This is a genomic window from Bradyrhizobium sp. 157, assembly GCF_023073815.1.
Lineage (GTDB): Bacteria > Pseudomonadota > Alphaproteobacteria > Rhizobiales > Xanthobacteraceae > Bradyrhizobium.
Window position 1 is genome coordinate 252,715 of sequence record NZ_JADPKF010000120.1, and the last position, 12,467, is coordinate 265,181.

The 12,467-nt window shown below is 58.7% G+C and carries 21 protein-coding genes and 1 pseudogene; 4 read left to right on the forward strand and 18 right to left on the reverse strand.

Translation table 11 applies throughout. The annotated features are described in order from the left end of the window. Nucleotides 1–157: 157 nt before the first annotated feature. From IVA95_RS36825 to IVA95_RS39230, 8 genes and pseudogenes are all read right to left on the reverse strand, one after another. The gene (locus IVA95_RS36825) at nucleotides 158–1,132 is read right to left on the reverse strand and encodes a tail fiber protein (RefSeq protein ID WP_247514966.1); all 975 of its coding nucleotides are present in this window, start codon (nucleotides 1,130–1,132) and stop codon (nucleotides 158–160) included. 33 nt (nucleotides 1,133–1,165) lie between these two features. Then, entirely contained in the window at nucleotides 1,166–1,366 is a 201-nt protein-coding gene (locus IVA95_RS36830) for a hypothetical protein (protein WP_247514967.1), read from the reverse strand. Further along, a complete protein-coding gene (locus IVA95_RS36835) occupies nucleotides 1,338–1,841 on the reverse strand; it encodes a hypothetical protein (RefSeq protein ID WP_247514968.1) in 504 nt (167 codons plus the stop codon). The genes IVA95_RS36830 and IVA95_RS36835 overlap by 29 nt, the downstream gene beginning before the upstream one ends. A gap of 8 nt (nucleotides 1,842–1,849) precedes the next feature. After that, complete coding sequence (locus IVA95_RS36840; RefSeq protein WP_247514969.1) at nucleotides 1,850–2,203, reverse strand: hypothetical protein; 354 nt, start codon at nucleotides 2,201–2,203, stop codon at nucleotides 1,850–1,852. Nucleotides 2,204–2,269: 66 nt separating this feature from the next. Further along, the gene (locus IVA95_RS36845; protein WP_247514970.1) at nucleotides 2,270–3,247 is read right to left on the reverse strand and encodes a hypothetical protein; all 978 of its coding nucleotides are present in this window, start codon (nucleotides 3,245–3,247) and stop codon (nucleotides 2,270–2,272) included. Nucleotides 3,248–3,309: 62 nt separating this feature from the next. Further along, a complete protein-coding gene (locus tag IVA95_RS36850; protein WP_247514971.1) occupies nucleotides 3,310–3,750 on the reverse strand; it encodes a hypothetical protein in 441 nt (146 codons plus the stop codon). A 253-nt stretch (nucleotides 3,751–4,003) separates the two neighbouring features. Then, entirely contained in the window at nucleotides 4,004–4,336 is a 333-nt protein-coding gene (locus IVA95_RS36855) for a hypothetical protein (RefSeq protein WP_247514972.1), read from the reverse strand. A 446-nt stretch (nucleotides 4,337–4,782) separates the two neighbouring features. Then, nucleotides 4,783–5,097, reverse strand: a pseudogene (locus tag IVA95_RS39230) (phage terminase large subunit); the annotation flags it as partial. A gap of 117 nt (nucleotides 5,098–5,214) precedes the next feature. Between IVA95_RS39230 and IVA95_RS36865 the strand changes: the two are divergent. Beyond that, nucleotides 5,215–5,361, forward strand: coding sequence for a hypothetical protein (locus tag IVA95_RS36865; RefSeq protein WP_247514974.1), 147 nt, complete (start codon nucleotides 5,215–5,217; stop codon nucleotides 5,359–5,361). Nucleotides 5,362–5,543: 182 nt separating this feature from the next. Here IVA95_RS36865 and IVA95_RS36870 read toward each other — a convergent pair whose 3' ends face one another. From IVA95_RS36870 to IVA95_RS36885, 4 genes are all read right to left on the reverse strand, one after another. Further along, complete coding sequence (locus IVA95_RS36870; RefSeq protein ID WP_247514975.1) at nucleotides 5,544–5,891, reverse strand: hypothetical protein; 348 nt, start codon at nucleotides 5,889–5,891, stop codon at nucleotides 5,544–5,546. Nucleotides 5,892–5,970: 79 nt separating this feature from the next. Beyond that, nucleotides 5,971–6,234, reverse strand: a complete 264-nt coding sequence (locus tag IVA95_RS36875) for a hypothetical protein (protein WP_247514976.1) — start codon at nucleotides 6,232–6,234, stop codon at nucleotides 5,971–5,973. Continuing rightward, nucleotides 6,235–6,396 carry a hypothetical protein gene (locus IVA95_RS36880; protein ID WP_247514977.1) on the reverse strand — a complete coding sequence of 54 codons (162 nt, stop codon included), beginning with the start codon at nucleotides 6,394–6,396 and terminating at the stop codon, nucleotides 6,235–6,237. Further along, nucleotides 6,393–6,602 carry a hypothetical protein gene (locus IVA95_RS36885; protein ID WP_247514978.1) on the reverse strand — a complete coding sequence of 70 codons (210 nt, stop codon included), beginning with the start codon at nucleotides 6,600–6,602 and terminating at the stop codon, nucleotides 6,393–6,395. The genes IVA95_RS36880 and IVA95_RS36885 overlap by 4 nt, the downstream gene beginning before the upstream one ends. 460 nt (nucleotides 6,603–7,062) lie before the next feature. Here IVA95_RS36885 and IVA95_RS36890 point away from each other — a divergent pair, with 460 nt between their 5' ends. Next, the gene (locus tag IVA95_RS36890) at nucleotides 7,063–7,248 is read left to right on the forward strand and encodes a hypothetical protein (protein ID WP_247514979.1); all 186 of its coding nucleotides are present in this window, start codon (nucleotides 7,063–7,065) and stop codon (nucleotides 7,246–7,248) included. A gap of 74 nt (nucleotides 7,249–7,322) precedes the next feature. Here the strand turns inward: IVA95_RS36890 and IVA95_RS36895 are convergent, their stop codons facing one another. After that, nucleotides 7,323–7,607: a hypothetical protein gene (locus tag IVA95_RS36895; RefSeq protein ID WP_247514980.1), complete on the reverse strand. Its 285-nt coding sequence runs from the start codon at nucleotides 7,605–7,607 to the stop codon at nucleotides 7,323–7,325. A gap of 199 nt (nucleotides 7,608–7,806) precedes the next feature. Here IVA95_RS36895 and IVA95_RS36900 point away from each other — a divergent pair, with 199 nt between their 5' ends. Continuing rightward, nucleotides 7,807–8,028 (forward strand): hypothetical protein, encoded by a 222-nt coding sequence (locus IVA95_RS36900; RefSeq protein WP_247514981.1) that lies wholly within the window; start codon nucleotides 7,807–7,809, stop codon nucleotides 8,026–8,028. 16 nt (nucleotides 8,029–8,044) lie between these two features. Here the strand turns inward: IVA95_RS36900 and IVA95_RS36905 are convergent, their stop codons facing one another. Then, the gene (locus IVA95_RS36905; protein WP_247514982.1) at nucleotides 8,045–8,398 is read right to left on the reverse strand and encodes a phasin; all 354 of its coding nucleotides are present in this window, start codon (nucleotides 8,396–8,398) and stop codon (nucleotides 8,045–8,047) included. A gap of 281 nt (nucleotides 8,399–8,679) precedes the next feature. Here IVA95_RS36905 and IVA95_RS36910 point away from each other — a divergent pair, with 281 nt between their 5' ends. Further along, nucleotides 8,680–8,865, forward strand: a complete 186-nt coding sequence (locus IVA95_RS36910) for a hypothetical protein (protein ID WP_247514983.1) — start codon at nucleotides 8,680–8,682, stop codon at nucleotides 8,863–8,865. On the opposite strand, the gene IVA95_RS36915 is transcribed toward IVA95_RS36910, so the two are convergent. The 4 genes from IVA95_RS36915 to IVA95_RS36930 all read right to left on the reverse strand — a co-directional run bounded on the left by IVA95_RS36915 (nucleotide 8,866) and on the right by IVA95_RS36930 (nucleotide 12,452). Continuing rightward, complete coding sequence (locus IVA95_RS36915; RefSeq protein ID WP_247514984.1) at nucleotides 8,866–9,072, reverse strand: hypothetical protein; 207 nt, start codon at nucleotides 9,070–9,072, stop codon at nucleotides 8,866–8,868. A 160-nt stretch (nucleotides 9,073–9,232) separates the two neighbouring features. Then, nucleotides 9,233–10,366, reverse strand: coding sequence for an alpha-hydroxy acid oxidase (locus tag IVA95_RS36920; protein ID WP_247514985.1), 1,134 nt, complete (start codon nucleotides 10,364–10,366; stop codon nucleotides 9,233–9,235). A 143-nt stretch (nucleotides 10,367–10,509) separates the two neighbouring features. Further along, a complete protein-coding gene (locus IVA95_RS36925) occupies nucleotides 10,510–11,772 on the reverse strand; it encodes a CoA transferase (RefSeq protein WP_247514986.1) in 1,263 nt (420 codons plus the stop codon). A gap of 257 nt (nucleotides 11,773–12,029) precedes the next feature. Beyond that, complete coding sequence (locus IVA95_RS36930) at nucleotides 12,030–12,452, reverse strand: GFA family protein (protein ID WP_247515141.1); 423 nt, start codon at nucleotides 12,450–12,452, stop codon at nucleotides 12,030–12,032. Between the last annotated feature and the right edge of the window lie 15 nt (nucleotides 12,453–12,467).

Below are 12,467 nucleotides of genomic sequence, written 5' to 3' on the forward strand. Positions count from 1 at the left end.
ACGAGAATGGCTCGACGGCTTTAGCGCGATACTTGCGATAACGTTGTTCTTTTGCCTACTTCAATCAGCCCACGACGGGATAGTAAACCGCAACCGCGAATTTGATCCGCAGCGCTGGTGGTATCCGATCTATCGATTTTTATCCGAGCATGCGCAGTCAGATAATACGGATAACGTAGTTGCAGATGATCGTTGGCTGCACGTTGTTGTGGGCGTTGCCGCCACCGGCGCTTGCATTTGTGATAGAGATGCCGGTGGTGTTATTTCCAACTGATCCGCCTGGCTGCATAACGGTTGCACCTACATTCGACGTCACTGAGATGTTTGCGCCGCCCGTGCCGCCGGTGTGGGTGTGTCCCGGATCCGTCAATGTGTTCGAATGAATGTGCGAAGCAAGTTGGGAAGTCGTGAGCGTGTGACTTTCCGAACCGCCAGTTGCGCCCAGACTTGTTGAGGTGCTGCCAAAATAGGAAGAAGTCAGCCGCAACGCGCTCGCTTCCCTCATAGCCGATACGCGGCCAGCCTTGTCCGGCAAATTGAACGTGGTCGAGCCATCCCCCGGACCATAGGTGGTCCCGACCAAGGCGAATAGGCCCGCATAGGTCGCGCGGCTGATCGCCTGCCCCACCGGAAAAGCGAAAGCACTGTTCGGCGTCGTCGGCCCCCAATAATCTAACCCTGCCCCGAGCGGCACGTTATACGGATTGCCGTAGAACCCATGCAGATAAAATGCTGCATCCGAGTGATTGTAGAGTGCCAGATACGGCGTCCCCTGAATCAACGTTCCCGGCAACAACTCGATGCCGGGCGCCGATCGCAGCGCTTTTGCTCCAAGCGAATCCACATTGAGCGTCACCGTCCCCCCGTTCGTCGCGTGCGGCGTGAACGCGATGATCTGTCCGTTGAGACGGGCAAGCGTATCGAATGCCTCGTAGGATGCGACCGTGTACGCCGTCGCTGTCCCGCCCGTGACGATCGCGCCTGCAATATCGTCGCGATGTTTGGCGACCGACGCCATCATCGCCCGCGCCGAGTCGTTCACGCTGGAGGGCGACTGCCCTTCCTGCCAGTTGATCGAAGGATCGGCAGTTGCATTGTTGGCCGCCGTTTGCGACCACTTATAGAGAGTCATCTTCGAGTTCCTCCGTTTCCAGCAAGTGGCCGGCTATGCCTTTCTGTCCAGTTCGAGATATTGCGCGCAGGGGCACGTTGGCGCCCGTGCTGTCAGGAGATTGCGGATCACGCCGGGCGGAACGCCGGGGCTTTGCTTGGCCACGGCGCCTACGTGCGCGTCTATGATTTCCTCAATTTCAGCCCTGACCTGCTTGATGCGCTCTTCAAGCGTTGGGGTGCGTGTCGTTTTCATTGGATCTGCTTTCCTCATTCGTGCGGGTCTCGCTCTTTTGGTATGCCGCCAGCTTCTGCCTCGCGGTGGCTGCCTCGTTTTGCGCCCGCCGCAGCGCCCTTTCGCGTTGCGCTTCATGGGCTGCCACATAGACCTGCAAGTCATATGGCAGCGATTTGAAACGCAGCTTGCGGTCGTTCGGCCACGAGCGCGGCGGATCGATTCCGGCGAGATCGCTGATCGCCGCCGCTGCTGCGCCCCCGAGCGTCGGGTCTGCCAGGTCGGCCGAGACATGCAGCCGCGATATGTCCTGGACCGCAGGCCAAAGCCGCTCGATACCGAGCGGAGCGCAATCCACGACAAACCGAGCGACCTGCGCGGGCGCTGCGGGACAAGGCGACAGGCCGTTCAGCTCGCACCATTTCGCGAACAGCGGCGCGGCTTGCATCCGGGCCCGCGCCATGGCGGCGAGTACCGGGTTGATGGTAGGACGCATCAGACGTTCTAGCGCCTCGCCTTGCGCAGCGCCTCGTGAATGGTGCCCATCTTGCTGCGCAAGGCCATCAACTGGACGCGCCGGCGCAGACTGTGCGGACTGGAGTCGATCTCACCTCCCAGCTCGCTGTCAAATCTTTCGAGAGCTTCCGCGCGCTTCTGCACTCCGTAGAGCGCGAAGTTCTTCGCGATCTCTTCTGTTGTCATCGGCTCACCATGGAGCTTTTCGGCTGCGGATTCGGCGCGGTCGATGAAGTCGCGGTTGTCCTGCATCGGTAAATTTCCTTTAGAAAAAAAGCCGCCATTTCCAGGCAGAGGCTCGAAGGTTTGAAAGAGCGTCGTCGGCCTGAAGGCTACGCGCACGGAAGCGGCCGCGGCCGACAGCCATGCTCGCGAACGGCCCGACGGGAATGGACGTGGCCGGCGCGCCTACGGCGAGCCGAAGAAAACCCAAGGTGGGAGAAGCCTTTGTTTCGATGAATCGCCGATAGCCGCTCCCTGCTGCGGCCGCGTCGGATCCCCAGGATCAACGCCCGCCAGCGAAGCTATCCAGGTGCCAACATCGCGTGGAAGCGAATTTCGATTGGCAGAAGAAGCGGAGCTGCCAATGGGTCCACCACCAACGCTCGGCGCGGCTGCTTGCAGCCTGTTGCCGCTGACTTGATCCAGATAACGAAGATTCTCTTCGATCGCGGGTGGCGGAGCGGCAGTGAAACTCGGCAACAATCCCGGAGGCGCACTGCTGGAATTGCGTAGAGCCGCCTTCAACTGTGAGTCAGTAAAAGGATGATAAATTCGTCCTATCCCACGATCCGAAGGTTGATCGTCGAATCTGCCCTTCCCTCGATACGGAATTTCGTATGAAATACCCCGGTTCTCTGGATCGTAATGTCGCCTCGCAGCTTCCCGAATGATTTCAAGCGCCGGCCTTTTCCAATTATTGTGCTGAAAATCGAAATCGGAATCGTAAGGTTGGATTTCGATTCCTTTGAATGTTTTGGTACCATCCGGGCTTACGATAACCTGACCAGAAATCCTTGCGCTTTCATCGCCAAACACCAAGCTGCGTGTCTTATAGTCTGCGGAAAGAGGATCCGTTGTGTAGTTGGTTATTGCGGCCTTTACTGAGGGATCTCTATCTTTCGCCGGCGCCAGTTTCCACAAATCATACGTGCCAGGACTAAGATCGTGTCGATTGGCCACGCTATTGATGATCGGAAACATTCCCGGGTGATAATATCTTCCTGGACCTTCGCTCATGTACCATGACATATCTACTGCAACCGGCGAAGGCGCGTCTCCTACAGGAGTCGGTGTGCCAGAGATTTGTGCGCTCCGATAATGGTCGAGAAATTGTTGCCACGCCCAGCGCTGCCCATTCGCCAGTTTGATCTCATTTCCAGACATACTCCGCTCGACCTTTCTAAGCAGATACAAACGACTCTAACGTGCAGCATGTCACGGCAAAACTAAGGTTTTCCGGACCGCTCTGCGCTATTCGGCTCTGCCGTTATGAACGAATCGCGCGTGAACACCGCTCCGCAGTTTGAAAGAACCATACTTACGCCAACGTTCCTTACGGTCGGTTCTCCAACCGTTTCGCCATCCAGATAGACCTGCCACCCGATCACGCCGAACACGTTTCTGGACCTGGTGGCCGAACAACAATTGTCTCCGCGCCTGCTAAAGTCCACGAGTTCAGGCTTTTCATCGAGGTGCCCAGCAATTCCGTGGCTGCCGTAGCGCGCCCGATTGAACCGAATTTTTGCTTGCTTGATTGCGTCGGCTTCGGACCGAATGATGTGGTCACCAGGATCGCAAAGGTTGTTCGTGCGATACGTTGACACCGCCTCCCAGGCGAACACCAAAATGATCGGAAAAGCGATCAGTGCGAGGATCAACTTTGTCACGCGAATGACTCCACCGGTTCTGTGGGGCGACGGTTCTTTGGCGAGGACGTTATCTATGATCGGAAGCATTCCGGGATGGTAGTATGCCCTGGCCCTTGCTCAACATGTCCACCGCAACCGGTGAGGGCCGCCCTGCAATCGGGACTGGCGTACCCGATGCGGTGGGCTTGTAATAGTGATCGAGAAATTGCTGCCATTTCCAACTATCACCATTCGTCACCTTGACTTCATTCCCAGGCATGCCTTCTTCCCCTTAGTAGTCCGCGTCTTTGTAGGAATCCGAAGTGCAGATCACGCCGCAGTTCGACATCGCAACAAGCGCCGTGTGGCTTTGCGCACTTCGCGATGATCGCCAGTAGGTGCCTGTGTTGGGCGTCGTTGAAATGCTTGCGCCCAGATAGACATCCCAGAAGATCAAACTGAGCATGTTGCGAGACCGAATGGCATTGCAGCAATTTTCCGTTCGATCGAGGGTATCGACAAAGTCTGGTGCGCTACTGAAACGCTCGGAACTGAAGAAGGGGTTCTTGACCATCTTCTTCTTAGCGACAGCGATCGTGTCCGCCTCTGACTGAATGGGGATCACCTAGCTCGCATAAATTGTTCGTGCGATAGACGAACTGGGCTGTCCACACGACCAGGGAAACGGTCAGAGCAAGAAACACATTTCTGGCGCGAAAGATTTTCTTCATGTTGGCCCCTGTTCCGATGAAGAGCTAATTCTGCGGCTGCCGCGGAGATTATTCGTGAACAGCGCCTGGACCTTGCGCGCATAATTTCAGGATTTTTTGTGCAGATCCCTCACGTTCTGGTCTGCGCGACTTCTCAACGTCTGCCGGATTTCCGTGCGTGGTAGAGCGCCACCGCATCTTTGATGTTGCCGGAGCTTGAAAGTTTGGCGCTCAGCGTCCGCAGATCTGCCTGTTGCCGTTCCGAAGGTGTACGCGACGTGCCAGGCCGCACGACCGGCGGCAGCGGTCTTGCGGCGGCGGCATCCCTCGCCTTCATCATCAGGCGGTATTTTCCAGCGTCATCTTGCAGCCCGCGGAAGATGATCAGACCGTCACCCGGCGTTTCGATCTTGTCGGTGAACAGCTTGAAACCGCTGCCGACGCCGAGAGAAGCGATCTTGCTCTCGATCAGCCGCTTGCTCGATTGCGCCAGCGTCCGCTGCGCCTCGCGGATACAGACCGCAAGTGTCCCGCGCTCCGCCTGGCAGGTCTCGACCAGGAGCTCGCCGAAGAAGTGCGATTTACCCGAGCCGCGGCCGCCGTAGACCCCCTTGTAGCGCGCAGCTTGCAGAAGCGGCTCGAAGACCTTCGCTGTCGGAATTTTCAAGATGGACAATGACCTATTCCGTTCGATGATTTCGAGCTCACCATCACCCTCATCTCGATGTCAGGAGCCGACTACGGGAACCGCCCTCAACTTCTAAAGCGAAGCAAGCCGAAAAGAAAATCGTCCATGCTTTCGTTGCGCGCCGATCGGCTGTTCGAAAAATTCCGGATCGGCAGGGGAAAGGGCAGATCGGGTATCGACCTGCCGCTGGCGATACCGGATGGTGTTCGGCTGGTGCCGGCGCAGGCTGATATGCCGCTCTCGGCGCACTGACCCGGGGTGAGGAAGTCCAGTTCCGAAGCGGTCAACACTGTAGAGACGATCACGTTGCTACTTGTTCACCCACCCAGCGCTGTGAGTGTCTGATTTTTTCTTTAGAGCGCTATACGCGAATCCAACCTTGACGTCATTGCTCCAAAAGCGAACCAAATACTCCTTCGCATGCGGATTGTAGGTTATTGGCTGGCAAACCGTGATCTTGTGGCTTCCTGCAACAGCAGGTCAGTGTCACAATTCTCAAGAGGAGAGTATCGCTCATTGAGCTCGACGAAAGGCATGATCCAGTTTTTTTCTTTTGACAGCAACTGATCGATTTCAGCGAAATAAGACTTCGTTTTTTCCAAGCAAAGGGCGGGATCGGCGCGAGCGGTCGATGCTTGGACAAACAGCAATGAGGAAGTAACAAGCGAGAGCGTCGTCGAACGCGCTAGCGAGATTGTCACCTTCTGACGGGTCATTTTCGAAAACCACTCATGGAATAGTTTCAGGATTTTTTGTGCAGATGCGCCAGAGGCGATGCCCATGAGTGTCAGCTTGTCTAGCGCTGTCGGCGACCCTGAAGTGGCAGAACAAAAGGTCACTAGCTGAAGCACAGATAACGCCTCAAGTACTCTCCCCGCTCCCATTTTCGGGATGAACAATGACGCGCTCGATCCGGTGGATCAGCTCAAGCGCGCCATCGCCGCTGTTCTCCAGCGGCTGCGTGGCCTTGCCCCAGCCGCGGTCGAGAATGGCATTGGCGGCCGAGACACGGGCGGCGGGGGTGGCATCCTTGCACCGCATGATGCCGACGAGAACACGGATCGCGGTTCTGGTATGGCTACGCGCCAAGGATCGAATCTCAACAAGGGCCTTTGCTTTGCCCATTTAGGCTTCTCGGCTGGCCGGTCCGCCATGCTTATCTGAACTTGCGTCGACATGGCCGATAGAGGATTCCCGCAGCGTGGCACGAAAAGCAATTGTTGGAAAATCCGTCTGCACGTCGTCGCGGTTGGGACGCGGGATGAACTGAATTATTTCGGTGTTCACGAGAACTCCTCCGATACGGCGATGACAACGAGGCCGATGAGCGCGAGGGATATCAGATAGGCGGTCATCGACATGTCTCCAAAAACAAAAACGTGCGGCATGATCGCGGTGTGCAGGCGCAGATCATTTGGGGCGCGAACCTTATCCCGTCGGGGGCCGCGTGCGGCGCGTGACGATTCGCGCCGCGGACCGGCATGTTCGCGCATGCCGGCCAATTGTATGAAGGTTCGGACGGCGGCGCGCTCGTGACGCCCGGGCGGGGGGCGTGGGAGTTGCGGCGTCGATGTGCGGCCGCCGTCCGATTCGAGAATTCCAAACAAAAAGCCCGCGACGGATTTCTCCGTGCGGGCTTTGCAATTTTCGCGATGATGACGTTATGCCGGTGATTTGCCCGACATGTCAAACTGTTTTCGAGTGGTCAACGAATTGCGGAAAATTCGACAAAACGGCTTCGACAATTTGAAACCGCCCTGGCTGAAACTCTATGAGAGCGAAAAGCCCGCCACCGTTTCCGGCGCGGGCTTTACGATATCGGCGATGATGTCATCGTGCACCTGATTTGCCCGACACGTCAAGTACCGAGCAACCTCAAATGGAATGCAACGATGTCGAAAACAAATTGTCGGCCGCGACCCGCGGTTCAACTGAGCGCAAGGAGGCCATCGAATGTTTTTCGTTGCTGCCATGCTCACGATTCTGTCGGGCTTGTTCTATGCCGCGAGCCGTCACGAGATCGGCTCGCTCGGTGTGGCGATGTGCCAATATGGCAGCCCGTTCTGTGACAATCCGCTGCTGGTACTGGTGGCGGCAGGCTTGGCCGCATGCTGGGGCATGTTCGTCAGCGTGCGCTGATGTACTCTTTCGGAGGGCGCCCGCCCATGATGCCGCTCTGCCGGCGACTTTCCCGGTGTGTCAAACGGCACGCCTTATTGCGGTGCACGATTAGCCGGGTGAACCGGCTTTGGTACGGGCGGTTCAGGCTCCACCTCAAGCTTCGGTTCGGTCGGCATGACCTGCGCACCCGCTGCCCGCGCAGCTTCGCCGGTGGTACTGTAGTTGGCGATCACGGGGTGCTGTACTTTGGGCTTGTTCCACGGCCCATGGTCAACGATCAGCATGCCGAGCACGCCGAGAATGGCAACCCCAATCGCAACCTTCAATGGCGCGCCACCGCTTCTGGTCAATTGGTCTTCAGTCAATTCATTCGCCATCGGAAAATCCGCGTTGCTTTCCTCTAACGAAATTAAATCCGGACGATGACGAAAGTTCCCTTATCGATCTGCCAGGAGGTGGACCTGCTGGAACAAACGTCCTGACCACGCATTGTGGGAACGTCAGCCGTCGGCGAATGCCAAACGATCGAGTGAGTTGCAAATCGTGAATGAAACCTCGGGACCATCCCAGCCCGGCATGGCGGAACGCGCCATTGATACCGCGACCGATGTGTCACGCACGCTGACGGAAGTATCCGCCGCGTTGCAGACCGCGACCGGTCGTCTCAGCGACGCGATTACCGCGGCGCGGAAACCGGGAATGCCGCTCTCGACCATCAGCGCGATCACTCGCGAAGCGCCGCTGGCCAGTCTGTTCGTCGCCTTTTTATTCGGTGTCGCGATCGGACGTCGCCGCTAGCAGGGCCCTCAGCTCCTCAGAGCTTGCCCTTCGCCGGATCCTTTGTGGCGGACATGACGCCGCCGGTTATCTGTCGCATATGTTCGCCCGCGTTGGTGAACTGGCTGCGCAGGAATTCAGACTGGATCTGCATCGCTTCCTGGAGATCGGTCGCATGGACCAGCTTGCGGGCATGCTCGAACGCAGCCTTCATATTCTGTTCGGTAAACGACAGCGCCTGCTTGGAAATTTCCGTACCCGCACCCGGCATCGACGTCATGGACTTTCCGGCGGCATCGAAGAACATGCCGAACGCCTTTTCTGCCTGATCGATGGTTCTCTCGGCCAGCTCGCGCAGCTCGGCCGGGACTTCGAGTTTCGGTTCAGTCATGGTCGCTTCTCCAATGTCGACATTGGCAGGTTAGCATAATTCCCGGCTGCGTCTGCGCCGTATTGGACCGAGCTCCGAGTAGACCGCGGCGGCCGGCATGCGGCCGGCCCAATTTCAGAGAGCCGAGGAATGATTTCCTTCCCTCGCGGTCCGTAGCCGTACGGGTGCAGTGCCCGATTCCAATGGTGGCAACAGTGTGGCATAGTGATTCGGGGTTAGAGATCGGCTGATGGTGGCTTTGCGTCTCTGGTTTTAAGTCTCTCTTGGGACATGGAGATAAGATGCTGCTAACATTTCGACCGACGCCGACCTGCACGCGCTTTCAAACCAGCATAGAGATGCCGTGCATGAAATGCGGCGCACAGATGCGGCTCGCCACGATCGAGCGGCGCGACCAGAATTACGACGTGCTGACCTACCGCTGCACGCCCTGCGACTCCGGCGAGAGCTTCCTGAAGGCACGCTGATTACGAGCCGTTCAGCACGGCGATTCCCGCCTGCGTCAGCACGATCCCTTCGTCGCGCACTTCGGCCAGGCCGAGACCTGTCAATATTCTCAAGTCTTCGTCGCTGACCGGCGACAATTTCAATCGGCGAGCCTGAATGTCCCGCAAGGTCCAGCGGAGATCGATAGCCTTCTCGAGACTGAATTCAGCGAAAGGATTTTCTGCCATTCGCTTCTACTTACTGGGCCATTTGAATCAGATCTGTCGTGGCTGCGGCGCCCCCTGGACGCACCTGATAATGCGGCAATCGAGGTCAGGTTCCCGACGATGCGAAGGCAGCGCCGACCAGACTTGTCCGCGCTGCGGACGGGCCGCAGCCCTCGGATTCTCAATAGCGATAGGGCTCGATATCCAGCAACGGAAAGGCGCTGAACACACTGGGCGGATTGGTCGCCGTCGCCGCATGCAGATAGGACTTGTCGAGCTCAGCCAAGCGGGTGACGCCGAGCAGCCCGAGGCATCGGATCACTTCGTCTTCCAGTAATTCAAGCATCCGCACGATGCCGGCCTCGCCTGCGGCCGCGAGAGCCCAGCATTGCAGACGGCCGATGCCGACCAGATCGGCGCCGGAGGCAATCGCCTTTACGATGTCGGTACCGCGGCAGAACGAACCGTCAACCATAATCCTGGCGCGACTGGAAACCGCGTCGACGATTTCCGGCAAGACGTGCATCGCGCCGCGTCCGTGGTCGAGCTGGCGGCCGCCATGGTTCGACACATAGATCCAGTCCACGCCATGATCGAGCGCGATGGCAGCGTCTTCCGCGGTGGCGATGCCCTTGATCACCAGCGGAATTTTATACTTGTCCTTGATCAGCTTCACCGTGCGCCATTCCAGCCCTTTCTGGAAGTCGCCGCCGGTGGCCCGAATGCGGCTTTCGCGGACGTATCGCTTGGCAATGTCGCGCTCGCGCCGGCTGTAATGCGCAGTATCAACGGTCAGGCAGAACGCAGCATAACCATTCTCGATCGTGCGGCTGACAACGTCTTCGACAAAAGCATCGTCGCCGCGGACATAGAGTTGATAGATGCGCAACGCGCCGGGAGCGGCTTTGGCAGTCGCCTCCAGCCCCGGTTCTGACACCGAACTCAGCATGTGAGCGGCGCCGAACTGCCCCGCTCCACGCGCGACGGCAGCGCCTGAATCGGGATCGAAAATCTCGAGCGCGCCGACCGGCGCAATCATCACAGGCAAACGCAGGCGGCGGCCGAACACTTCGGTCGAGGCATCGACATCGACGACATTGCGCAGTACCCGCGGCCGAAATGCAATCTCATCGAGCGCCATGCGGTTGCGCCGCATGGTGGTCTCCGTTTCGGAGGCCCCGACGATATAGTCCCATGCGTTCTGGTTGAGGCGAGCGCGCGCTTTCCGGATGAATTCGTGGAGATTCTGGAATTCTTCGCCGCTGGCGCCGAGCTCGACATTTCTCGCCGACCGTATGGGGGTCCCGTCGTTCATGATGTTTCTCTCCCGCTTTTGACGGCACATTAGCCGCAGAAGAACGGAAAAATCTACCGCTTTGAATGGGTTAGGCGTGGTGCAAACGCAGAGACGTTATTCATTTGCGAGGTGCGTCGGCATAGAGCACTGATCAGCACCGCTCAGGCCGTATTCCCGGTTTTCCCGAAAGCCCCCGCCTCGGCCAGAGCCGCGATACGCCGCTCATCATATCCGAGCGTCTTTTGGAGCACCTCCCTGGTATGCTCGCCCAGCAGCGGCGCCGCCACGGGATCGACAGTCGGCGTCAAGCTCATCTGCAACGGCGTTTCAATATTGGGGACGGCACCCGCGGTCGGATGCGGGATCCGGCTGAGGCGATGCCGGTCGCGCACTTCCGGCGCGTTGAATCCTTCCTCTACCGTGCGCAAATAGCCGACCGGTATGTTGGCCTTCTTCATCTTCGCCATCCAGTTCTCAAGGCTGTCACTGGCAAAGACGCTCGCGATGATGGCCCGCAACTCTTCCCTGTTGGCGGTTCGGTTTTTCCGATGCGCGAACCGGGGATCGGTGACGAGGTCCGGCCGAGCGAGCACATCTACCACGAGCCGGCGGTATAAGCGATCGTTGGCGCAGGCCATGTAAAGCGGTCCATCGGATGCCTGGTAGACGCCGACGGTGGGCGAGCCGTTCGGCGAATTCCCGAAGCGGCCCGGATTTACGCCGCTGATCAGGTAGGCCATGCCATAGAAACCGGTCATCGACACGGCGGTGTCGATCAGCGCGACCTCGACCTGCTGGCCACGCCCGAGCCGGTCGCGGGCGATCAGCGCCAGCAGGATCGCATTGCATGCCGACATGCCCGTCGCCATATCGACGATCGGCGGACCGGTCCGCACCGGCTCGCCATCCGGAAAGCCGTTCAGCGACATGAAGCCGCTCTCGGCCTGCGTGATCGGATCGAAGCCCGGACGCAACGCGAACTCACCCTTGCGGCCATAGGCCGAGATCGAGCAATAGATCAGCCGCGGATTGGTCGGCGCGACGGAAGCATAGTCGAGACCGAACTTCTTCATCACGCCGCCGGAGAAATTCTCCACCACGACATCCGCCTTCGCGATCAGTTCGCGGGCGACTTCGAGCGCCGCAGGATTGTTGAAATCGAGCGTGATGCCGCGCTTGTTGCGATTGAGGCTGAGGAAGGCCGCGCTCTCGCCGCCGATTTCCGCATGTTCATAGTGGCGGGTATCGTCGCCGCCGTCCGGGTTTTCGATCTTGATCACTTCGGCGCCGAAATCGGCCAGCGTTTGCGTGCAGGCCGGACCGGCAACGACTCTGGTGAAGTCGACGACCAGCAGACCATCCAGCGCGGTCGGTTCGCCGTTCACGCGCGGCGTTCGCTCCGGCAATTGCGGTCTGACAGTCATTTCCGGCATTTCCTCTTGTTATTCTGCCTGACGAAACGAAGACTTCGCCGCGACAGCAATTTCAAGACTTTCTTACCGGAACCAGACGGACATCGCCAAACCCCGATTTTGCAGGGCGGGACCTGCCGCTGACATAGCTCTCAGGGCGAAAGGCAGACGTGCCGCCGCCCGCCCGGGTTCGGGGGACGGGGCGGCGTCTGATCGATCAGAGCGCAGCGAACAGCGTCCGCTGAATCGTTACATAAACTCCGCTTTGCCTACTCGGCAATCATTTCACCGGAGCCGCCAAGCTCGGCGGGAAAGTCCTTCAGTTTGGGCAATCCGTCCCGCATCGGCAGGACGGTCTCGGCGTAGTTGACGTGCACCCCGGGCGTGAACGGCAGCGTCGGAAGGGTTGCGGCGAAGACATCGACCAGCCCGAGCGTCGGATGATTGGTCATCAGATGACCACCGCACTGCGCACAGTACTTGCGCTGGCTCATCGGCGTCTTCTCGAACGTTGCAACGTGTTGCGCTCCCGCCGTGATCCGTACCGCTTCCGGCTTCCACAGGCTGAATGCGTTCACCGGTCCGCCGGACCATGAGCGGCAGGAACGGCAATGGCAATAACCCATTCCTTCCGGGGCACCCGTGACCTGGACCTCGACCGCACCGCAAAAACAGCTTCCAGTATGCTTCATCATTCTTACGCCTCC

What these genes read in the sequence shown, in the direction of transcription:
- IVA95_RS36825 (WP_247514966.1), bottom strand. Translation starts at nt 1,132, where the DNA reads ATGACTCTCTATAAGTGGTCGCAAACGGCGGCCAACAATGCAACTGCC.
- IVA95_RS36830 (WP_247514967.1), bottom strand. Translation starts at nt 1,366, where the DNA reads ATGAAAACGACACGCACCCCAACGCTTGAAGAGCGCATCAAGCAGGTC.
- IVA95_RS36835 (WP_247514968.1), bottom strand. Translation starts at nt 1,841, where the DNA reads ATGCGTCCTACCATCAACCCGGTACTCGCCGCCATGGCGCGGGCCCGG.
- IVA95_RS36845 (WP_247514970.1), bottom strand. Translation starts at nt 3,247, where the DNA reads ATGTCTGGAAATGAGATCAAACTGGCGAATGGGCAGCGCTGGGCGTGG.
- IVA95_RS36865 (WP_247514974.1), top strand. Translation starts at nt 5,215, where the DNA reads ATGCTTTCGTTGCGCGCCGATCGGCTGTTCGAAAAATTCCGGATCGGC.
- IVA95_RS36870 (WP_247514975.1), bottom strand. Translation starts at nt 5,891, where the DNA reads ATGGGCATCGCCTCTGGCGCATCTGCACAAAAAATCCTGAAACTATTC.
- IVA95_RS36875 (WP_247514976.1), bottom strand. Translation starts at nt 6,234, where the DNA reads ATGGGCAAAGCAAAGGCCCTTGTTGAGATTCGATCCTTGGCGCGTAGC.
- IVA95_RS36885 (WP_247514978.1), bottom strand. Translation starts at nt 6,602, where the DNA reads ATGCGCGAACATGCCGGTCCGCGGCGCGAATCGTCACGCGCCGCACGC.
- IVA95_RS36890 (WP_247514979.1), top strand. Translation starts at nt 7,063, where the DNA reads ATGTTTTTCGTTGCTGCCATGCTCACGATTCTGTCGGGCTTGTTCTAT.
- IVA95_RS36895 (WP_247514980.1), bottom strand. Translation starts at nt 7,607, where the DNA reads ATGGCGAATGAATTGACTGAAGACCAATTGACCAGAAGCGGTGGCGCG.
- IVA95_RS36900 (WP_247514981.1), top strand. Translation starts at nt 7,807, where the DNA reads ATGGCGGAACGCGCCATTGATACCGCGACCGATGTGTCACGCACGCTG.
- IVA95_RS36905 (WP_247514982.1), bottom strand. Translation starts at nt 8,398, where the DNA reads ATGACTGAACCGAAACTCGAAGTCCCGGCCGAGCTGCGCGAGCTGGCC.
- IVA95_RS36910 (WP_247514983.1), top strand. Translation starts at nt 8,680, where the DNA reads ATGCTGCTAACATTTCGACCGACGCCGACCTGCACGCGCTTTCAAACC.
- IVA95_RS36915 (WP_247514984.1), bottom strand. Translation starts at nt 9,072, where the DNA reads ATGGCAGAAAATCCTTTCGCTGAATTCAGTCTCGAGAAGGCTATCGAT.
- IVA95_RS36920 (WP_247514985.1), bottom strand. Translation starts at nt 10,366, where the DNA reads ATGAACGACGGGACCCCCATACGGTCGGCGAGAAATGTCGAGCTCGGC.
- IVA95_RS36925 (WP_247514986.1), bottom strand. Translation starts at nt 11,772, where the DNA reads ATGACTGTCAGACCGCAATTGCCGGAGCGAACGCCGCGCGTGAACGGC.
- IVA95_RS36930 (WP_247515141.1), bottom strand. Translation starts at nt 12,452, where the DNA reads ATGAAGCATACTGGAAGCTGTTTTTGCGGTGCGGTCGAGGTCCAGGTC.